The organism is Streptomyces sp. NPDC006552, assembly GCF_040611655.1.
Lineage (GTDB): Bacteria > Actinomycetota > Actinomycetes > Streptomycetales > Streptomycetaceae > Streptomyces.
Genome location: NZ_JBEXOS010000002.1, coordinates 184748 through 204704, shown reverse-complemented (window position 1 = coordinate 204704; position 19957 = coordinate 184748). Strand labels below are relative to the sequence as shown.

Annotated in this window: 19 protein-coding genes and 1 pseudogene; 10 read left to right on the top strand and 10 right to left on the bottom strand. The window is 71.4% G+C overall.

Features of this window, described 5'->3' with window-relative positions:
- Window positions 1–412: 412 nt before the first annotated feature.
- From folP to ABZY33_RS02180, 5 genes are all read left to right on the top strand, one after another.
- Window positions 413–1276: a dihydropteroate synthase gene (folP, locus tag ABZY33_RS02200; protein ID WP_356489517.1), complete on the top strand. Its 864-nt coding sequence runs from the start codon at window positions 413–415 to the stop codon at window positions 1274–1276.
- Complete coding sequence (locus ABZY33_RS02195) at window positions 1273–1812, top strand: nuclear transport factor 2 family protein (RefSeq protein WP_356489516.1); 540 nt, start codon at window positions 1273–1275, stop codon at window positions 1810–1812. Before folP ends, ABZY33_RS02195 begins: the two co-directional genes overlap by 4 nt.
- 211 nt (window positions 1813–2023) lie before the next feature.
- Window positions 2024–2383: a dihydroneopterin aldolase gene (gene folB, locus ABZY33_RS02190; RefSeq protein ID WP_356489515.1), complete on the top strand. Its 360-nt coding sequence runs from the start codon at window positions 2024–2026 to the stop codon at window positions 2381–2383.
- On the top strand, window positions 2380–2979 hold the full coding sequence (folK, locus tag ABZY33_RS02185; RefSeq protein WP_356489514.1) for a 2-amino-4-hydroxy-6-hydroxymethyldihydropteridine diphosphokinase: 600 nt from the start codon (window positions 2380–2382) through the stop codon (window positions 2977–2979). The genes folB and folK overlap by 4 nt, the downstream gene beginning before the upstream one ends.
- Window positions 2980–3031: 52 nt before the next feature.
- Window positions 3032–3517 (top strand): DUF3180 domain-containing protein, encoded by a 486-nt coding sequence (locus ABZY33_RS02180; protein ID WP_356489513.1) that lies wholly within the window; start codon window positions 3032–3034, stop codon window positions 3515–3517.
- Window positions 3518–3693: 176 nt separating this feature from the next.
- Here ABZY33_RS02180 and folE read toward each other — a convergent pair whose 3' ends face one another.
- The 6 genes from folE to dacB all read right to left on the bottom strand — a co-directional run bounded on the left by folE (window position 3694) and on the right by dacB (window position 11176).
- Window positions 3694–4299: a GTP cyclohydrolase I FolE gene (gene folE, locus ABZY33_RS02175; RefSeq protein ID WP_356489512.1), complete on the bottom strand. Its 606-nt coding sequence runs from the start codon at window positions 4297–4299 to the stop codon at window positions 3694–3696.
- A gap of 111 nt (window positions 4300–4410) precedes the next feature.
- Window positions 4411–6426 (bottom strand): ATP-dependent zinc metalloprotease FtsH, encoded by a 2016-nt coding sequence (gene ftsH, locus ABZY33_RS02170; protein WP_356489511.1) that lies wholly within the window; start codon window positions 6424–6426, stop codon window positions 4411–4413.
- Between the two features lie 194 nt (window positions 6427–6620).
- A complete protein-coding gene (hpt, locus tag ABZY33_RS02165) occupies window positions 6621–7181 on the bottom strand; it encodes a hypoxanthine phosphoribosyltransferase (protein ID WP_356489572.1) in 561 nt (186 codons plus the stop codon).
- A 54-nt stretch (window positions 7182–7235) separates the two neighbouring features.
- Entirely contained in the window at window positions 7236–8243 is a 1008-nt protein-coding gene (gene tilS / locus ABZY33_RS02160) for a tRNA lysidine(34) synthetase TilS (protein WP_356489510.1), read from the bottom strand.
- Window positions 8244–8442: 199 nt separating this feature from the next.
- Entirely contained in the window at window positions 8443–9579 is a 1137-nt protein-coding gene (locus ABZY33_RS02155; RefSeq protein ID WP_356489509.1) for a zinc-dependent metalloprotease, read from the bottom strand.
- Window positions 9580–9676: 97 nt separating this feature from the next.
- Window positions 9677–11176 carry a D-alanyl-D-alanine carboxypeptidase/D-alanyl-D-alanine-endopeptidase gene (gene dacB, locus ABZY33_RS02150; RefSeq protein WP_356489508.1) on the bottom strand — a complete coding sequence of 500 codons (1500 nt, stop codon included), beginning with the start codon at window positions 11174–11176 and terminating at the stop codon, window positions 9677–9679.
- Window positions 11177–11262: 86 nt separating this feature from the next.
- Here dacB and ABZY33_RS02145 point away from each other — a divergent pair, with 86 nt between their 5' ends.
- Both ABZY33_RS02145 and ABZY33_RS02140 read left to right on the top strand, forming a co-directional pair.
- Window positions 11263–11754 (top strand): inorganic diphosphatase, encoded by a 492-nt coding sequence (locus tag ABZY33_RS02145; protein WP_164303342.1) that lies wholly within the window; start codon window positions 11263–11265, stop codon window positions 11752–11754.
- A 161-nt stretch (window positions 11755–11915) separates the two neighbouring features.
- The gene (locus ABZY33_RS02140; RefSeq protein WP_356489507.1) at window positions 11916–13580 is read left to right on the top strand and encodes a threonine/serine exporter family protein; all 1665 of its coding nucleotides are present in this window, start codon (window positions 11916–11918) and stop codon (window positions 13578–13580) included.
- 106 nt (window positions 13581–13686) lie between these two features.
- On the opposite strand, the pseudogene ABZY33_RS02135 reads toward ABZY33_RS02140, so the two are convergent.
- Window positions 13687–14310: pseudogene (locus ABZY33_RS02135) on the bottom strand (VTT domain-containing protein); the annotation flags it as partial.
- Between the two features lie 182 nt (window positions 14311–14492).
- Window positions 14493–15254 carry a MerR family transcriptional regulator gene (locus ABZY33_RS02130; RefSeq protein WP_356489506.1) on the bottom strand — a complete coding sequence of 254 codons (762 nt, stop codon included), beginning with the start codon at window positions 15252–15254 and terminating at the stop codon, window positions 14493–14495.
- A 129-nt stretch (window positions 15255–15383) separates the two neighbouring features.
- Here ABZY33_RS02130 and ABZY33_RS02125 point away from each other — a divergent pair, with 129 nt between their 5' ends.
- Together ABZY33_RS02125 and ABZY33_RS02120 are read left to right on the top strand one after the other, a co-directional pair.
- Window positions 15384–16682 (top strand): ion channel protein, encoded by a 1299-nt coding sequence (locus tag ABZY33_RS02125; RefSeq protein WP_356489505.1) that lies wholly within the window; start codon window positions 15384–15386, stop codon window positions 16680–16682.
- Between the two features lie 41 nt (window positions 16683–16723).
- Window positions 16724–18145, top strand: coding sequence for a glutamate decarboxylase (locus ABZY33_RS02120; RefSeq protein ID WP_356489504.1), 1422 nt, complete (start codon window positions 16724–16726; stop codon window positions 18143–18145).
- 13 nt (window positions 18146–18158) lie between these two features.
- On the opposite strand, the gene ABZY33_RS02115 is transcribed toward ABZY33_RS02120, so the two are convergent.
- Entirely contained in the window at window positions 18159–18695 is a 537-nt protein-coding gene (locus ABZY33_RS02115; protein WP_356489503.1) for a DinB family protein, read from the bottom strand.
- A 299-nt stretch (window positions 18696–18994) separates the two neighbouring features.
- Between ABZY33_RS02115 and ABZY33_RS02110 the strand changes: the two genes are divergently transcribed.
- The gene (locus ABZY33_RS02110) at window positions 18995–19237 is read left to right on the top strand and encodes a DUF397 domain-containing protein (RefSeq protein WP_356489502.1); all 243 of its coding nucleotides are present in this window, start codon (window positions 18995–18997) and stop codon (window positions 19235–19237) included.
- 79 nt (window positions 19238–19316) lie between these two features.
- Here ABZY33_RS02110 and ABZY33_RS02105 read toward each other — a convergent pair whose 3' ends face one another.
- Window positions 19317–19808: an ATP-binding protein gene (locus ABZY33_RS02105; RefSeq protein WP_356489501.1), complete on the bottom strand. Its 492-nt coding sequence runs from the start codon at window positions 19806–19808 to the stop codon at window positions 19317–19319.
- Window positions 19809–19957: the final 149 nt, after the last annotated feature.

Below are 19957 nucleotides of genomic sequence, written 5' to 3'. Positions count from 1 at the left end.
ACGCGCGCGTGCGGGGGTGGAGGGCGGGGGTGCGGGGTCTGGGGGCGCCGGTTCTTAGGGCGCGGGGTTCGAGGGCGCCGGGTTCGAGGGCGCGGGGTTCGTGGGCGCCGGGTGCCGAGGGCGCCGGTTCCCCAGGGCGCCGGGTCTGAGGACGCCGGTTCCCCAGGGCGCCGAGTCTGAGGACGCCGGTTTCCAAGGCACGGGGTTCGTGGGCGCCGGTCCCGAGGACGCGGGTACCGAGGACCCTCGTGCCGAGGACCCTGGTGCCGCCTCGGGCCGCCAGGGCCGCCAGGGCCGCCAGGGCGGCCCTGGCGGCCAGGACGACGACCCCGCACCGGACACACCCCCGGCCCCGGGGCGGAGCCCCCCGCCCCGGCACAGCCACCCCCCACCCCGCTCTAGGCTGGAAGCCATGAGCACGTCCCAGGTCCTCCGCGGCCACGTAGCCCACCTCCCCGCCTGGGACCGCTGCGCGGTCATGGGCGTCGTCAATGTGACGCCCGACTCCTTCTCCGACGGTGGCCGCTGGTTCGACACCACCGCCGCCATCAAGCACGGCCTGGACCTGGTAGCCCAGGGCGCCGACCTCGTGGACGTCGGCGGCGAGTCCACCCGCCCCGGCGCCACCCGCGTCGACGAGGACGAGGAGCTCAAGCGCGTCATCCCCGTCGTGCGCGGGCTCGCCGCCGAGGGCGTCACGGTCTCCGTCGACACCATGCGCGCCTGCGTCGCCGAGCGGTCCCTCGCGGCGGGCGCCCGCCTGGTCAACGACGTCAGCGGCGGTCTCGCCGACCCCGCGATGGTCCCGGTCGTCGCCGCCGCGGGCGCCCCCTTCGTGGTGATGCACTGGCGCGGGTTCCTCCAGGGCGCGACCGTACGCGGCACCTACGAGGACGTCGTCCGCGAGGTCGTGAGCGAGTTGCACGCGCGCGTGGCGGCCGTCATCGAGGGCGGTATCGCCCCCGACCGCGTCGTCGTCGACCCGGGCCTCGGCTTCTCCAAGGAGCCGGGGCACGACCTCGCCCTCCTCGCCCACCTCGGCGAACTGCGCGCCCTGGGCCACCCGATCCTGGTCGCCGCCTCCCGCAAGCGGTTCCTCGGCCACGTCCTGGCCGGCGAGGAGGGCGCCCCGCCGCCCGCGCGCGAACGCGACGCCGCCACCGCCGCCGTCTCCGCGATCGCCGCGCACGCCGGAGCCTGGGCGGTGCGCGTCCACGAGGTGCGGGCCACCGCCGACGCGGTCCGCGTGGCCCGCGCCGTCGAGGGAGCCCGGTGACCGTCGCCGACACCCAGGCCGTCGAGGACGCCAACCGCGCCTACTACGAGGCGGTGGAGCGCGGCGACTTCGAGGAGCTGACGTCCCTGTGGCTGGCGCCCGAGGACGCCTCCTACGCGGAGGACGCGGACCCCGACGACGCCGAGGACACGTCCATCAGCTGCGTGCACCCCGGCTGGCCCGCGCTCACCGGACGCGGTGAGGTGCTGCGCTCGTACGCGCTGATCATGGCGAACACCGAGTACATCCAGTTCTTCCTGACCGATGTGCGGATCAGCGTCGTCGCCGACACCGCCCTGGTGACCTGCACGGAGAACATCCTGAGCGGCGGCCCCGCCCCCGGGGACGGCGACGAGCTCGGCCCGCTCGTCGGCCAGCGCGTCGTCGCCACGAACGTGTTCCGGCGCACCCGCGAGGGCTGGAAGCTGTGGTCGCACCACGCCTCGCCGGTGCTGGCCGACGCGGCCGACTCCTCCGACGAGGACGGCATCGTCGGCCTTCCCGACAACCCCGGGGACGAGGGGCCACTCGCCTGAGTGGTCACAGCCGTCGACGGGGCTGGAAATCTCCGCGTTCGGGTTGGGTTCCCGGCTGCCGGGGTATGGGCCGCTACCAGCCGGGGGCCGGTCTGTCCATAGCCCCCGCGGGCGGGCATTGTCAGTGCTCGCAGGTAGATTCGGGCGAGGCCGACCGGTCGACCGCACATCGACGGACCGGCCTCTACCGACGATTGCAGGAGTGATTCGCGTGGATCGTGTCGCGCTGCGCGGCCTCAAGGCCCGCGGGCACCATGGCGTCTTCCCCAAGGAGCGCGAGGAGGGCCAGACCTTCATCGTGGACCTGGTACTCGGGCTCGACACCCGGGCGGCGGCGGCCGACGACGACCTGGCGAAGACCGTGCACTACGGCGTGGTGGCGGAGGAGGTTGTGGCCGTTGTCGAAGGCGAGCCGGTCGACCTCATCGAGACGCTCTCCGAGCGCATCGCCCAGACCTGCCTGAAGCACGAAGGGGTCCTGGAGGTCGAGGTCTGCGTCCACAAGCCGGACGCCCCGATCACCGTGCCCTTCGACGACGTGACCGTCACCATCACCCGGAGCCGAGTATGAACCAGACTCAGTTCGACCCGACCGTCCAGCCGGTGCCGACCTCCGTGGTGGAGCAGGTGGACGCCGCCGACAGCACCCTGTCCAACCCGCGGCGCGCGGTGCTCTCGCTCGGCGCGAACCTGGGAAACCGTCTGGAGACCCTCCAGGGCGCCATCGACGCCCTGGAGGACACGCCCGGCGTCCGCGTCAAAGCCGTCTCCCCGGTGTACGAGACGGAGCCCTGGGGCGTCGAGCCCGGCAGCCAGCCGTCGTACTTCAACGCCGTGGTGGTCCTGAAGACGACGCTCCCGCCCGCCTCGCTCCTGGAGCGCGCCCACGCGGTCGAGGAGGCCTTCCACCGGGTCCGGGACGAGCGCTGGGGCCCGCGCACCCTCGACGTCGACATCGTGGCCTACGCCGAGGTCGTCTCGGACGACCCGACGCTCACGCTGCCCCACCCGCGGGCCCACGAGCGAGCCTTCGTGCTGGCGCCCTGGCACGACGTGGAGCCGCAGGCCCAGCTGCCCGGCCGCGGCGCGGTCGCCGAGCTGCTCACCGCTGTGGCCCGGGACGGCGTGACGCCCCGGGCCGACCTGGAACTTCGGCTGCCCGAGTAGTCGTTAAGGTCTAGCGGGCAGACCGAAGACACACGAGGGGCGAGCTACGGGGATGAAGCAACTGCGCATCAGGACTCTGGCCGGCCTTTTCCTGGCCGCCGGGGTGCTGTCCTGGGCCGGTGCCCGGCTGTGGGACTCGGTCGGCACCCTGCCGCGGGTCCCACCGGCCGCGCCCATCGTGCTGGCGGTGATCGCCGCCGCGCTCTTCGCGACGGCCCTCTCGCTCCGCTCCCGGCTGCGCGCCCAGCGCGAGCGCCGGCCCGGAGCGAAGGGCGTCGACCCGATGATGGCCGCGCGGGCGCTCGTCTTCGGCCAGGCCAGCGCGCTGGTCGCGGCGCTCGTGGCGGGGATGTACGGCGGGGCGGGCGCCTTCCTCCTGGAGTCCCTGGAGGTGCCGGCCCGGCGCGATCAGGCCATCTACGCCGGGTTCTCCGTCCTCGCCGGCATCGCGGTGATAGCGGCGGCCCTCTTCCTGGAGCGCGTCTGCAAGCTCCCCGAGGACGACGACACGGACGGCACGGCGGCCCCAGCGGCTTGACCTTCCCGGGGCTACGAGCAGCGCCGCCGACGGCCGACTCCAGCTCCACCGGCAAGCAGATCAAGCCCCTCCGGCGATTGAGGAGCGGCGACCGGGGCAGAGCCCCGTGCCCTCAGCCTCAGCGCCCCCGCTCCCCCCCAAGCGCCCGCGCTCAAAACCCCGCCCGCAAAACCTACTCAGCGCCCGATGATCAAGCTCATCGCCTCGGCCCGGGTCGCCGGATCCCGCAACTGCCCCCGCACGGCCGACGTAATGGTCTTGGCCCCTTGCTTGCGCACCCCGCGCATCGTCATGCACATGTGCTCGCACTCCACGACCACGATGACGCCGCGCGGCTCCAGGATCTCCATCAGGGAGTCCGCGATCTGCGTCGTCAGCCGCTCCTGCACCTGCGGGCGGCGGGCGTAGACGTCGACGAGCCGTGCCAGCTTCGACAGCCCCGTGATCTTCCCGTCGGCCGACGGGATGTAGCCGACGTGCGCGACGCCGACGAAGGGCACCAAATGATGTTCACAGCTTGATTGGACCTCGATGTCCTTCACCAGGACCATCTCGTCGTGCCCCAGGTCGAACGTCGTCGTCAGAACGTCCTCGGCCTTCTGCCACAGCCCCGCGAATATCTCCTTGTACGCCCGCGCGACCCGGGCCGGCGTCTCCCGCAGGCCCTCGCGGTCCGGGTCCTCGCCGACCGCGATGAGCAGCTCCCGCACGGCGTTCTCGGCCCGCTTCTCGTCGAACTCACCGATCGAGCCCTCGCCGTCCAGCGTCACCGGGTCGGTCATTGTGGTGCCTCTTCCTCGTCTGTACCGGCACGGCACCGCAAAAAGGCCGCGCCCCCCACACCGTAAAGCGTGGGGGACGCGGCCTGCATTCCGGGCCTGGTGAGGCTCCGGTCAGCTTTCGGGGCGCTCTTCCTTCACCGTGTCCACCGGGGGGGTGGTCTCGATGGCGGGCGTCGAACCGTTCGCCCCGTTCGTCAGCGACAGCTCCTTGGGGGAGAGCACCGGCGGGCGGGTCGAGGGGGTGCGGCGCGAGGAGCCGGTCCACGCGGGGCGGGCCGGGCGCTTCACGATCGGAGTGAAGATCTCGGCGATCTGCTCCTTGTTCAGCGTCTCCTTCTCGAGCAGCGCGAGGACGAGGTTGTCGAGGACGTCGCGGTTCTCGACCAGGATCTCCCAGGCCTCGTTGTGCGCGGTCTCGATGAGCTTCTTGACCTCTTCGTCGACGAGCGCGGCGACCTCTTCCGAGTAGTCGCGCTGGTGACCCATCTCACGGCCGAGGAAGGGCTCGCTGTTGTCGCCACCGAACTTGATCGCGCCGAGCCGCTCGGTCATGCCGTACTGCGTGACCATCGCGCGGGCCGTACTGGTGGCCTTCTCGATGTCGTTCGCCGCGCCCGTGGTCGGGTCGTGGAAGACGAGCTCCTCGGCCGCGCGGCCGCCCAGCATGTAGGCGAGCTGGTCGAGCATCTCGTTGCGCGTGGTCGAGTACTTGTCCTCGTCCGGCAGCACCATGGTGTAGCCCAGCGCACGGCCTCTGGAGAGGATCGTGATCTTGTGGACCGGGTCGGAGTTCGGTGAAGCCGCCGCGACCAGGGCGTGTCCGCCCTCGTGGTAGGCGGTGATCTTCTTCTCCTTGTCCGACATGATCCGGGTCCGCTTCTGCGGGCCCGCGACCACCCGGTCGATCGCCTCGTCGAGCGACAGGTTGTCGATCAGCTTCTTGTCCGAACGGGCCGTCAGCAGCGCGGCCTCGTTCAGCACGTTCGACAGATCGGCACCCGTGAAGCCCGGGGTGCGGCGCGCCACGGCCGACAGGTCGACGTCGGGCGCGACCGGCTTGCCCTTCTGGTGCACCTTGAGGATCTCCAGGCGGCCCTGCATGTCCGGGCGGTCGACCGCGATCTGCCGGTCGAAGCGGCCGGGGCGCAGCAGCGCCGGGTCGAGGATGTCCGGCCGGTTCGTGGCGGCGATCAGGATCACGCCGCCCTTCACGTCGAAGCCGTCCATCTCGACGAGCAGCTGGTTCAGCGTCTGCTCGCGCTCGTCGTGACCGCCGCCGAGGCCTGCGCCGCGGTGGCGGCCGACCGCGTCGATCTCGTCGACGAAGACGATCGCCGGAGCGTTCGCCTTGGCCTGCTCGAAGAGGTCGCGGACCCGGGAAGCACCGACACCGACGAACATCTCGACGAAGTCGGAGCCGGAGATCGAGTAGAACGGGACCCCCGCCTCGCCGGCGACGGCGCGCGCGAGCAGCGTCTTGCCGGTGCCGGGCGGGCCGTAGAGCAGCACGCCCTTGGGGATCTTGGCGCCGACGGCCTGGAACTTCGCCGGCTCCTGGAGGAACTCCTTGATCTCGTGGAGCTCCTCGACCGCCTCGTCCGAGCCCGCCACGTCGGCGAAGGTCGTCTTGGGGGTGTCCTTGGTGATGAGCTTGGCCTTGGACTTCCCGAACTGCATGACGCGGGAGCCGCCGCCCTGCATCTGATTCATCAGGAACAGGAAGACGACCACGATGAGGACGAAGGGCAGCAGCGTCAGCAGGATGCCCACGAAGGGGTTCTGCTTCGACGGGGAGACGGTGTACCCGTCGGGGATCTGCTTGTCCTCGAACTTGGCCTGCAAGTCCTTGGCCACCGCGACGCCCTGGTCGCCGATGTAACTGGCCTGGATCTTGCTCGAGCCGTCGACCTTCTGGCCGTCCTTCAGCTCGGCCTTGATGGTGTTGTCGTCACCGGTGGTCAGCTTGGCCGACTGCACCTTGTTGTCGTTGATGGCCTGAATGACCTGGCCGGTGTCCACCGTCTTGTAGCCGCCGGACGAACCGACGACCTGCATCAACACGACCACGGCAAGGACGGCCAGCACGATCCACATGACCGGCCCACGGAAGTATCGCTTCACGTCCATCCATACGGAGCGATGACGCCCCGTCCCTCCTGCCATAGTGAGTTTGATAAGGCTGTTTGAAGCTGTTTGAAGAACTGTTCTTCGGACGGTACCCCAGCATTGTCACCCGACGCCGCAGGGGACGACCGACAAACGGGCCTTCGCTTCTCCAACGGCGGGGACCCCGCGAGGGTTCCCGGCCGCCCGGCGCCGGCTCAGCCGCCGTAGACGTGCGGTGCGAGCGTGCCGACGAACGGCAGGTTCCGGTACTTCTCCGCGTAGTCCAGGCCGTACCCGACCACGAACTCGTTCGGGATGTCGAAGCCGACCCACTTCACGTCGATGGCGACCTTCGCCGCCTCCGGCTTGCGCAGCAGCGTGCACACCTCCAGGGAGGCGGGCTCGCGCGAACCGAGGTTCGTGAGCAGCCAGGACAGCGTGAGCCCGGAGTCGATGATGTCCTCGACGATCAGGACGTGCCGGCCCTTGATGTCGGTGTCGAGGTCCTTGAGGATCCGCACGACGCCGGACGACTGGGTGCCCGCGCCGTACGAGGACACCGCCATCCAGTCCATCGTGACGGGGGTGGCCAGCGCACGCGCCAGGTCCGCCATGACCATGACGGCGCCCTTGAGCACTCCGACGATCAGCAGGTCCTTGCCCGCGTACTCCGCGTCGACCTTCGCGGCCAGCTCTGCCAGCTTCGCGTCGATCTCTTCCTTGGTGATGAGCACCGACTGAAGGTCGGTGCCCATGTCTTTCGCGTCCACCCGCATCACTTTCGGTCGTCCCACCGGCCACTCGGAGCCCACCGAAAACGTGGCCTCTCGTCAGCCTTGCCGGATGACCAGTCTGCCACCCTGCCGCTGGGCGACGACTTTGCCCGGGAGGTTGATCTCTCCCTGGCCCCGCCAGCCGGTGATCAGGCGGTCGACCTCTTCGATGTGGCGGGCGAAGAGCGCGCCGGCCGGAGCGCCTGCCTCGATCGCGGCGCGGCGCAGGATGCGGCGGCGCACGGCGGGCGGCAGCGCGTAGAGCTTGGCGCATTCGAGGAGGCCCGCGGTGTCCCGTACGGAGTCGGCGGCCTGCTGGGCCCAGGCGTCGAGGGCGTCGGCGTCGTCCCGGGAGAGCTGGGCCGTCCGGGCGAGGGCCTCGACGACGCCTTTGCCGAGCGCCTTCTCCAGGGCGGGCAGCCCTTCGTGGCGCAGCCGGGAGCGGGTGTATGCCGGATCGGTGTTGTGCGGGTCGTCCCAGACGGGCAGGTGCTGGACGAGGCAGGCCTTGCGCGCGGTCTGCCGGTCGAGCTGGAGGAAGGGGCGGCGGTAGCGGCCGCCCGCCCCGGAGACGGCGGCCATGCCGGACAGGGAGCGGATGCCGGAGCCGCGGGCGAGGCCGAGCAGGACGGTCTCGGCCTGGTCGTCGCGGGTGTGGCCGAGCAGGACGGCGGCGGCGCCGTGGCGCTCCGCCGCGGCGTCGAGGGCGGCGTACCGGGCGTCGCGGGCGGCGGCTTCGGGGCCGCCGGCCCGGCCGACGGCGACGGCGACGGACTCGACGGGGTCCAGGCCGAGGGCGGTCAGGCGCAGGGCGACGTCCTCGGCGCGGCTGTCGGAGCCGGGCTGCAGACCGTGGTCGACGGTGATGCCACCGGCGCGGAGGCCGAGTTTGGGGGCTTCGAAGGCGAGGGCCGAGGCGAGCGCCATGGAGTCGGCGCCGCCCGAGCAGGCGACGAGCACGAGGGGCTGCGCGGCGGAGGAGGGCTGGGGGTGTGCGCTGAGGATGTCGTGGAGGACGCGGCGGACCGCCAGGCGTATCGCCGCGACCGCAGGATGGGGACCCATGTCCGGTTCCCTTCATTCCGTTGTCTAGGGGGGTGGGCGCCAGAAACTGCACCGGCTGGAACGCTCAACGGTGATCCGGCGGTTCGGTCACGCAGAGTGTGACGATGGTGACAGAGACGAGCGATTCCCCGAGCATCGCACGCCCACCCACGGGCCACGGTCCCTCGGATGGGTGATCCTGAGCAATTCCTGGCGTGCCCTACGGGGCGTCGTGGGCGCCGTCCGCCTTGTTGTGCACCCGTGCGACCCACTCCGCCGGTTTGGCGATCTCCGCCTTGGTGGGGAGGGTGTTGGGCGAGGTCCAGACGCGGTTGAAGCCGTCCATGCCGACCTGGTCGACGACCGCGCGGACGAACCGCTCGCCGTCGCGGTACTGGCGCAGCTTGGCGTCGAGGCCGAGGAGCTTGCGCAGCGCCATGTCGAGCCGGGAGGCGCCCTTCTGGCGGCGCTGCTGGAACTTCTCGCGGATCTCTTCCACCGAGGGCACGACGGCGGGTCCGACGCCGTCCATCACGTAGTCCGCGTGCCCTTCGAGCAGGGACATGACGGCGGTGAGGCGGGCGAGGATCTCGCGCTGGGCGGGGGACTGGACCAGCTCGACCAGGGAGCGTCCGCCGTCGTCCTCCTCGCCTTCGGGGCGGCCGCCGGCGAGGGACTGGGCGGCTTCCCTGATGCGCTCCAGGAACGTCGAGGGGTCGACCTCGGTCTCCGCGAGGAACGACTGGATCTCGCCCTCCAGGTGGTCGCGGAGCCAGGGCACGGCGGTGAACTGGGTGCGGTGGGTCTCCTCGTGCAGGCAGACCCAGAGCCGGAAGTCGTGCGGGGCCACGTCCAGTTCGCGCTCCACGTGCACGATGTTGGGCGCCACGAGCAGGAGGCGGCCACCGTTCGGCGCGGCCGGCAGGTCGCGGGAGGCGGGGGCGAAGGTCTCGTACTGGCCGAGGACGCGGGAGGACATGAAGGACAGGAGCATGCCCAGTTCGACGCCGGTGACCTTGCCGCCGACCGCGCCGAGCACGGCGCCGCCGGGGCCCGAGCGGCGCTGCTGCATCTTGTCGAGGAGCGGCTTGAGGATCTCGCGAAAGCCCTCGACGTTGGCCTGCACCCAGCCGGGCCTGTCCACCACCAGGACGGGGGTGTCGTGCACGTCCTCCGTGGCCATGCGCGTGTACGCGCGTACGTGCTCCTCGGACGCCTTGGCGTGCCGGCGCAGCTCCGCGACGATGGCGCGCGCCTCGTCGCGGCTGACCTCCGGTCCGGGTCGCACGAGTCGGGTCGCGGTGGTCACCGCGAGGTTCCAGTCGACCATCCCTGAAGCACCGCCGATGCTCGTCATGCGTCAACGGTACGTGACCCCTCCCGTACGCGGAGGGGGTCGGACCCCGGGAGCGGCCCCCAGTTCGCCCTTGTCGTCCCCTAGGGGAGGCCAGGGCTCAGCGGCATCCGCAGTTGGCGACGGAGGAGGCGAGGCGGTCCAGGCCCGCCTGGGCCGACTGGGGGCCGGGGGCGCCCTGGGTCATGAACGCGAAGACCAGCAGCCGGCCGTCGGCGTCGACGACCGTGCCCGCGAGGGTGTTGACCCCGGTGAGGGTGCCGGTCTTGGCGCGGACGAGGCCGATGCCCGAGGCGTCGGCCGCGTCCTCGTAGCGGCTGCTGAGGGTGCCGGTGAAGCCGGCGACGGGCAGGCCGGTCAGGACGGAGCGCAGGCCGGGGCGGCCGGGCTCGGCGGCCGCGGCGAGGAGGCGGGTGAGCAGGTCGGCGGAGACCTTGTCGGCGCGGTCGAGGCCGCTGCCGTCGGCGAAGCGGGTGCCGGAGAGCGGGAGGTGGAGCCGGGCCAGCTGCTTCCTGACCGCCCGGCCCGCGCCGTCGAAGTCGTGGCTCTCCTCGGCGGCGACGGCGGTCTGCCGGGCGAGGGCCTCGGCGATGTCGTTGTCGCTGTGCGTCAGCATCCGTTCGACCAGGGCGGAGAGCGGCGGCGAGGTGACCTTCGCGACGGCCTCGGCCTCGTCGGCGGCCTTGTGCGGGGCGGGGGCGCCGCCCTTCGTGCGGATGCCGCGGTCGTGCAGGAGGTCCGCGAACTTCTGCGCCGCCGAGGCCGCCGGGTCCACCGCGCGCGTGGCGGGGCCGCTGTCGGAGTCGTCGGTGCGGCCCTCGTCCACCATGAGGGCGGTGACCTCGGCCAGGTTCTCGTTGGGGCCGATCGGGTGGGTGGCGGGCCCGGAGTAGAGCGAGGTGTCGTACGTGAGGGTGATCTCGGTGCGGCCGTCCTTCTTCAAAGAAGCGGCCGTTCTGTCGGCGAGAGTGCGCAGGCTGGCGGCGCCGTAAGGATTCTTCTGACGCGCCGTCAGGGTGGGGTCGCCGCCGCCCACCAGGATCAGCCGTCCGGCGTCCTTCTCCAGGGCCGTACGGGTGGCGATGCGGTGGTCGGCACCGGCCGCCGTCAGGGCGCCGACGGCCGTGGCCAGCTTGATGGTGGACGCCGGGGTGAGGGCGTCCCCGGCGGACTTCCCGTACAGCTGCTCGCCGGTGACCGCGTCGACGACCGCGGCCGTGCGGTGCGTGCCCAGCGCCGGGTCCTTCAGCAGCGGATCCAGGACGTCGGCCAGCGCGCCGCGGGCCGGGCCGGGCACCGCCGCGCCGGGCGCGGCGAGGACCGCGGGCGCGCTCGGCGCGGCGGGCGGCACCCCGGGCCGCGTCCCGGGGGCACCGTGATCTGCGCCACCCCCGGCGTCCCGGGCGACCGCCCGGTGCGCCTCGGCCGTACGCTGACCCGAAGCGTCCCAGGGACCGGTCGTGGCCACCACGACGGCCGCGAGGGCAAGGCCCACCGCCGTCGCGCCCACCGTGACGTGCTTGGTCCCGCTCCTCGCAACCGACGTGGCAGCGGTCTTCGCCGCGCTCGTCAAGAGCTGCGAAGCCTTCAGCTCCGGCACCGCGGACCAGCCCCTTTCGCGATCACACACCTGCGTGAGGGACACTTAACCACCAGTCGTATGTGTTGATCATGGAGGAGCCACCGGTGGAGTTCGACGTCACGATCGAGATTCCGAAGGGATCGCGGAACAAGTACGAGGTCGACCACGAGTCCGGTCGGATCCGTCTGGACCGTCGTCTGTTCACCTCGACCGCCTACCCGACGGACTACGGCTTCGTCGAGAACACCCTCGGCGAGGACGGCGACCCGCTGGACGCCCTGGTCATCCTGGACGAGCCGACCTTCCCGGGCTGCCTCATCAAGTGCCGCGCCATCGGCATGTTCCGCATGACGGACGAGGCCGGCGGCGACGACAAGCTGCTGTGCGTCCCGGCGACCGACCCGCGGATGGAGCACCTGCGCGACATCCACCACGTCTCCGAGTTCGACCGCCTGGAGATCCAGCACTTCTTCGAGGTCTACAAGGACCTGGAGCCCGGCAAGTCCGTCGAGGGCGCCGACTGGGTGGGCCGCACCGAGGCCGAGGCCGAGATCGAGCGTTCGTACAAGCGCGCTCAGGACCAGGGCGGTCACTGACCGAACCGTTCACGAACGGGCCGTACGACCCCTGCCGGGGTTGTGCGGCCCGTTCGTGTATTCGTGCGCATACTGAGGCGTACGGGAGGCAGACGTCTACGTAGACGTGCGTAGACGTACGTAGACGCGCGAAGGCAAGGAACCACAGAGGTGCCGAACAGGTGACGGAGCGCGAGTCCCAGGCCCCGGAGGACCGCAAGCCGCAGTCCGACGAGGCCCGCAGTCAGTTCACGCAGCCCATCGGGGTGGTGGCGGCGGCCCCGGTGGTGGAGGAGGAGTCCTCGGTCACCTCCGAGTTCGCACTGCCCGACGGGCTGAACGTGCAGGCGCCCGAGACGGTCGACGCGGAGGGCTCCGCGTTCACGCCCCCGAAGACCTACAGCTCCCGGCAGTCCCCGGCCGCGTTCACCCCCGCGCACGGCGTCCCCATGGTCAAGCTGACCAAGGAGGCGCCCTGGCAGGACCGGATGCGCACGATGCTGCGGATGCCGGTCGCCGAGCGGCCCGCCCCCGAACCGGCGCAGAAGCAGGACGACGCCGGGCCCGCCGTGCCCCGCGTGCTCGACCTGACGCTGCGTATCGGGGAACTGCTGCTGGCCGGCGGTGAGGGCGCGGAGGACGTGGAGGCGGCGATGTTCGCCGTCTGCCGCTCCTACGGGCTCGACCGGTGCGAGCCGACGGTGACGTTCACGCTGCTGTCGATCACCTTCCAGCCGTCCCTGGTCGACGACCCGGTGAGCGCCTCGCGCACCGTGCGCCGCCGCGGCACCGACTACAACCGGCTCGCCGCGGTGTTCCGGCTCGTCGACGACATCAGCGACGAGGACGACGAGGTCGACATCACGCTGGAGGAGGCCTACCGGCGGCTCGCGGAGATCCGCCGCAACCGCCACCCCTACCCCGGCTGGGCGCTCACCGGGGCGAACGGGCTGCTCGCCGGCTCCGCCTCGATCCTCGTCGGCGGTGATCTGCTGGTGTTCGTCGCCGCGGCCGTCGGCGCGATGCTGGGCGACCGGCTGGCGTGGCTCTGCGCGGGGCGCGGCTTCCCGGAGTTCTACCAGTTCACGGTGGCCGCGATGCCGCCCGCGGCGATCGGCCTGGTGCTCAGTCTCGCCCACGTGGACGTGAAGGCGTCGGCGGTGATCACCGGTGGGCTCTTCGCGCTGCTGCCCGGGCGGGCGCTCGTGGCGGGCGTGCAGGACGGCCTGACCGGCTTCTACATCACGGCCTCGGCGCGGCTCCTGGAGGTCATGTACTTCTTCGTCGGCATCGTCATCGGCGTGCTGATCATGCTGTACGTGGGGGTGCAGCTCAACGCGCAGCTCAATCCGGAGGCGGCGCTGAAGCCCGTCGAGCGGCCGCTGTGGCAGATCGCCGCGTCGATGGCGCTCTCGCTCGCGTTCGCGGTGCTGTTGCAGCAGGAGCGGTCCACCGTGCTCGCGGTGACCCTCAACGGCGGCGTGGCGTGGGTCGTCTACGGGGCGATGCACGACGCGGGCCAGATCTCGCCGGTCGCCTCCACCGCCGCCGCGGCCGGGCTCGTCGGCCTCTTCGGCCAGCTGTTCTCCCGGTACCGGTTCGCGTCGGCGCTGCCCTACGTCACGGCCGCGATCGGGCCGCTGCTCCCCGGTTCGGCGACGTACTTCGGGCTGCTCGCGATCGCCCACAACGACGTGAACCAGGGGCTGGTGTCGCTGTCCAAGGCGGCCGCCCTCGCGATGGCCATCGCCATCGGGGTGAACCTCGGTGGTGAGATCTCCCGGCTGTTCATCCGCTCCCCCGGGGCGGCGAACCGCCGCGCGGCCAAGCGCACACGCGGCTTCTGAGGCCCGGCGCGGGGCGCCGGGGCCCGTCCTACCGCTTGGCGTGCCGGCCGCGCTGCGAGGGGGCCTGGGCCGGGTCCGCGGGGCCGCCCTGCTGGGCCCGGGCCGCCTTCTTGGACTTGCCGCGCGCCCGCAGGAACTCGATGGCGATGGGCACCACCGAGACCAGGACGATCAGGATCAGGATCGCCTCGATGTTCTTGTGGACGAACTCGATGTTGCCCAGCCAGGAGCCGAGCAGCGTCACACCGGCGCCCCACAGCACCCCGCCGATCACGTTGAACGTGAGGAACGAGCGGTACTTCATGCCGGAGACGCCGGCGATGATCGGCGTGAACGTGCGCACGATCGGCACGAACCGGGCCAGGACCAGCGACTTCGGGCCGTACTTCTCGAAGAACTCGTGCGCCTTCTGCACGTTCTCCTGCTTGAAGAGCTTGGAGTCCGGGCGCCGGAAGAGCGAGGGGCCGACCTTCTTGCCGAAGACGTACCCCGCCTGGTCGCCGAGGACCGCGGCGAGGCAGATCAGGGCGACGGCCCCCCAGAGCGGGAAGTCCATGGTGCCGGCGGTGATCAGCAGACCCGTGGTGAACAGCAGCGAGTCACCGGGCAGGAAGAAGCCGATCAGCAGCCCCGACTCCGCGAACACGATCAGGAGCAGGCCCCAGATGCCGAACGTGTTCAGCAAGTAGTCCGGGTCCAGCCAGCTTGGTCCGAGAGCAAGCGTCATCACGGGTCCGGGCTCCTGAGGGCTTGGGAAAAGGAACAGAACGAGATCAGCCAAGGCAATGGCGATGCAAAGTTATCAACGCCGCTCGCCGCCGCCAGGTTCCAGTGGCCCTCTCAGGATGCACTGTGCGTCAACTGTGGCAAACCTGCCGGTATGTGCGGCCACGCGCGCGTGGCCGCACCACCTCAGCCGGTGTGCCGGGCCGCGTTCGCGTGGATCGCGTCCCGCAGGTGCCGGGCGACGCCCTCGCCCATGGCGTCGTAGTACGCCGTGAAGCGCTCGTCGGCCACATACATGTCGCCGAAACAGACGTGCAGCTCGTACGAGCACGCGTGGAACCAGCGCCCGATGTGTACGCGGTGCTCCTCGGCCAGGTCCATGGCCGGCCCGCCCGCGGGGTCCTCGCCCGCGGCGACCAGGGCGGCGTAGCGCGCGCTCCAGTCGTCGACCTCGGCCTGGAGACGCTTCCAGTCCTCCTTGGTGTAGGCCGCGGTCCGCCGCTGCGTCTCCGCGTACGCCTCCGTGCCGCCCCAGCGCTGTTCGGCCTCCTCGGCGTACTGCTCGGGGTCCTTCTCCCCGAAGACCTCGAACCGCTCCTCCGGGGTGAGCTGGATTCCCATCTTCTGTGCCTCCATGGCGTGTTCGACGGCGTCCGCCATCTCCTGCAGTCTCTGGATGCGGGCGACGAGCTCCTCGTGCCGGCGCCGCAGGTGGGCGCGCGGGTCCGTGGCCGGGTCGTCGAGCAGGGTGCGGACCTCCTCCAGCGGGAAGCCGAGCTCCCGGTAGAAGAGGATCTGCTGGAGCCGGTCCAGGTCCTTGTCGCTGTAGCGGCGGTGGCCGGCGGTGTTGCGCTCGCCGGGTACGAGCAGGCCGATCTCGTCGTAGTGGTGCAGGGTGCGCACCGTGACACCGGCCAGTGCGGCCACGTGCCCCACCGCGTAGTTCATCCACAACTCCCTGGTCGTCGCGTTCCCGCTCCCTTCCGTTGGTCAGCTTGGCTCCTCACGTCACGTGAGGAGCAAGCCCGGCCACACGCTCCGGGTGTTATGCGCCCAATGTCCGCTTAAGGTGACGCCGTGAGCAATGAAGCCGCCGTCGCGCCGCCCCCGGCCGCACCGCCCGCCGTCTCCGCTCGCACCCTGCTGCCCCTCGTCGCGCCCGCCCTGGTGGTGGGCGTCGGGTGCAGTCTGCTGTTCCTCGCGGTGAGTGAGGCCGCCGAGAGGCTCCAGGACGTCCTGTGGACGCGGCTGCCCGGCGCGCTGGGCGTCAGCGGCTACGGCGCGCTGTGGATGATCGTGATGCTCACGGCCACCGGTGTGCTGGTCGGCCTCGTGGTGTGGAAGGCCCCCGGGCACGCCGGCCCCGATCCGGCCACGCTGGGCCTGGGCGCCGAGGAGCCGGTGGCGCCCTACGTGCTGCCGGGGCTGGTCGTCGCGGCGGCCCTGATGCTCGCGGGCGGCCCCAGCCTCGGCCCGGAGAACCCGATCATCGCCACCAATGTCGCGCTGGCGTTCTGGCTCGGCCGCAAGGCGGCGCCGGCGTCCCCCGGCGCCCTGTGGGCCTCGCTCGCCTCGGCGGCCACGCTCGGCGCCCTGTTCGGCACCCCGGTCGCCGCCGCGCTCGTCGTCTCCGAGGCGCTGGCCGGCAAGCCCCTGCCGATCAAGGGGTCGCTCTGGGACAACCTCTTCGCGCCGCTGCTCGCCGCCGCCGCGGGCGCGCTGACGACGACGCTGATCGCCTCGCCCTCCTTCGACCTGGGCCTGCCGCCCTTCGGCCGGCCCGGCTGGGGCGATCTGCTGGCCGCGCTCGTCGTCTCCTGCGCGGCCACCGTGCTCGGCATGCTCGCCGTCCACGCCTTCCCCTACGTCCACGCCGCCTTCGCGCGGCTGCGCCACCCGATGCTCATGCTGCCGCTCGGCGGGCTGCTGCTCGGTCTGCTGGGCGCGCTCGGCGGGCATCTGACGCTTTTCAAGGGGCTGCACGAGGTGGGGGAGCTGGCCGCCGACCCGCAGGGCTGGTCGGCCGGGCAGTTCGCGGTGATGACCGTGGTGAAACTCGCCGCACTGGTGACCGCCGCGGCGTGCGGGTTCCGGGGCGGGCGGATCTTTCCCGCCGTGTTCGTCGGCGCCGCGTTCGGCCTGTGCGCGCACGCGCTCGTACCGGCGGTGAACGTGTCGGTCGGCGTCGCGGCGGGCGTCCTCGGCATCCTGCTCGCGATCACCCGGCAGGGCTGGATCAGCCTCTTCACCTCCGCCGTCCTCGTCGCCTCGCCCGCGATCCTCGCCCTGATGTGCGTCGCGTCCCTGCCCGCCTGGCTCCTCGTGACGGGCCGCCCCCAGATGCAACTGTCGGCGGACGGCACGTCCGTGCGCTGAACCGCCCCGCCCCGCCCGTTCGCGACCCAGGAGTTGACGTCATGGCCCCGCTGCACCAGAGCCCCTCCGGCGAGCCCGGCGAGGAGCGCCACCTGTCCGTGAACCCCTTCTACGGGGAGGCCGATCCGACGGCGGGCATGGCGGACGCGCCGCCCAAGCACCGGCTGCCGCAGAAGCCGCTCGCGCCCGCGACCGCGTACCAGCTCGTCCACGACGAACTGATGCTGGACGGCAACGCCCGCCTGAATCTGGCCACCTTCGTCACCACGTGGATGGAGCCGCAGGCCGGCGTCCTGCTGGCGGAGTGCCGGGACAAGAACATGATCGACAAGGATGAGTACCCGCGCACCGCGGAGCTGGAGAAGCGGTGTGTGGCGATGCTCGCCGATCTGTGGAACGCGCCCGACCCGTCGGCCGCCGTGGGCTGTTCGACGACCGGGTCGAGCGAGGCGTGCATGCTCGCCGGCATGGCGCTCAAGCGCCGCTGGATGAAGCGCAACACGGACCGCTACCCCTCGCGCGAGGCCCGGCCCAACCTCGTGATGGGCGTGAACGTGCAGGTCTGCTGGGAGAAGTTCTGCACCTTCTGGGAGGTGGAGGCCCGGCAGGTGCCCATGGAGGGCGACCGCTTCCACCTCGACCCGGCGGCCGCCGCCGAGCTGTGCGACGAGAACACGATCGGCGTCGTCGGCATCCTCGGCTCCACCTTCGACGGCTCCTACGAGCCGATCGCGGAGCTGTGCGCCGCGCTCGACGCCCTCCAGGAGCGCACCGGGCTCGACATCCCGGTCCACGTGGACGGGGCCTCGGGCGCGATGGTGGCGCCCTTCCTCGACCCCGAGCTGGTCTGGGACTTCCGGCTGCCGCGCGTGGCGTCCATCAACACCTCCGGCCACAAGTACGGCCTGGTCTACCCGGGCGTGGGCTGGGCCCTGTGGCGGACGGCGGACGCCCTCCCCGAGGAGCTGGTCTTCCGGGTCAACTACCTCGGCGGGGACATGCCCACCTTCGCCCTCAACTTCTCTCGGCCCGGCGCCCAGGTGGTCGCCCAGTACTACACGTTCCTGCGCCTGGGCCGCGAGGGCTTCCGGGCGGTGCAGCGGGCGACCCGCGACGTCGCCCGGGGCCTCGCCGAACGCATCGAGGCGCTCGGCGACTTCCGCCTCGTCACCCGCGGCGACGAGCTGCCGGTCTTCGCCTTCACGACCGCGCCGGACGTGAGCGCGTACGACGTGTTCGACGTCTCCCGGCGGCTGCGCGAGCGCGGCTGGCTGGTCCCCGCCTACACCTTCCCCGCGCACCGCGAGGACCTGGCTGTGTTGCGGGTGGTGTGCCGCAACGGGTTCTCGGCGGACCTCGCGCAGCTCCTGCTCGACGACCTGACCCGGCTCCTGCCCGAGCTGCGGAGGCAGCCGGGGCCCTTCACCCGGGACCGGGCCGCGGCGACCGGCTTCCACCACTGAGGCCGCGGCGGACTCAGCCCTGCGCGAGGGCCACCAGCTCGAACGCCGTCTTCCCGTCCAGCGACTCCCGGATGATGTCGGCGTGGCCCGCGTGCCGCGCCGTCTCGCGGATCAGGTGGAGGCCGAGCCAGCGCACCGAGACGGCGGGGCAGCCGTTGAACCAGGGCTGGTCCGGCAGCGGGAACGTGTCGTCCAGGCTGGGCACGGCGCGGAAGAACGCCTCGGTGCGGCGCGCGACGTCCGTGTAGCGGTCCAGGACGTCCTGGACCGTCTCGTCGCCGACCAGACGGAAGCTGTCGCCCCAGGTGTCGGGGGTGCGCTCGACGTCGGGGGCGATCTGCTGGGCCCGCGCGATCCAGCCCTGCTCGACTTCGGCCACATGCTTGAGCAGTCCGGCCAGGGAGAGCTCGGAGGCGCTGGGCCGGGACGCGGCCTGCTCGTCGGTGAGGCCGAGCAGGGCCCGGCGCACCCCGCCACGCTGTTCGGCGATGAAGGCGAGCAGCGCACCGCGCTCGTCGCCGGGAGCCTCGGGGTTCACGTGCATGACCATGAGGGCCACCTCTCGTCCGGAAATGTTCCTGGGCGCCGTCGCCGTACTCGCTCCGACACAGAGAAAGATATGCGCCATGTAGGTCAGATCGTGTCCTCTATCGTGGCGCGTGGGGTGTCACGATCCGGGGCAGGTGCGCAGTGCCCTGTAACCGCGGGACCACCCCCTGTGCACGTGCATCTGCCCATGCATTGGCATATGAACGCAGCTATGCTCCTGGGCAGTCGGGAAAGTTGATCACCGCATTCACCTCTGCCACAGGTCAGTTCACAGTCACAGCATCAGCGGGGGAGCGAACCGTGCATCAGGCGTACAACGGTATGGCGGCCACGGAGCTGCACGGAGTGGTCTGGCAGAAGAGCCGGCACAGCAACTCCCAGGGCTCCTGCGTGGAGTTGGCGAAGCTGCCCGGCGGCAGGGTGGCCATGCGCAACTCGAACTTCCCGGACGGCCCAGCCCTCGTCTACACGCCCGCCGAGATCGAGGCGCTGCTGCTCGGCGTCAAGGACGGCGAGTTCGACCACCTGATCGCGGGCGCCTGATCCGGCCACGGGAATCTCGACGCGCGTAGACATCGGGCCCGTCGCGGCCTGTTCGCCGTACAGCGAGACGGACGCGGTTTCAGAGGGTGAACAGGGCCCAGACCACTTTGCCGCTGAGCGTGCCGGCCAGCGGGTGCCAGCCCCAGCCGTCGCTGAAGGACTCGACGAGGAACAGGCCGCGCCCGGACTCGGCCGCGAAGTCCTCCCCCGCGCCCCCCGCCACCGGGCTCTCGTAGCTGGGGTCGCGCACCGCGCAGACCGCCCGCGAGGCCCACCGCATCAAGTGCAGCCGCACCGGCGGCTCCTGGCCGAGCGGGGCGTCGGCGGGGAGCGCGTGCCGCAGGGCGTTGGTCACCAGCTCGGAGACGACCAGGCAGATGTCGTCGAACCGCTCGGGCACCTCCCAGTCCGCGAGCGTGCGGCGGGTGAACTGCCGGGCGCTGCGCACCGCTTCGTAGCGGGCGGGCAGGGCGCAGGACGCGGAGCTGGAGACGGCCGAGGGATCGAGCGGCGGCAGCCCCTGCCGCAACGCGTCGACGGGCTCGAGCATGGCCGATCTGTTCGTCCCCATGCGAGGCACTCCCCAGATTCGCGGTACGTAGCGAGCGGTGGCGTGGCCATCGTTCCGAATGCGTACATCGGATGCAAGGGCAGATGCACGTGCACGCGCCGGAACTGTCCCTTCCCGTACCGCTTCTTGTTCATTTCTTCCTACGACTT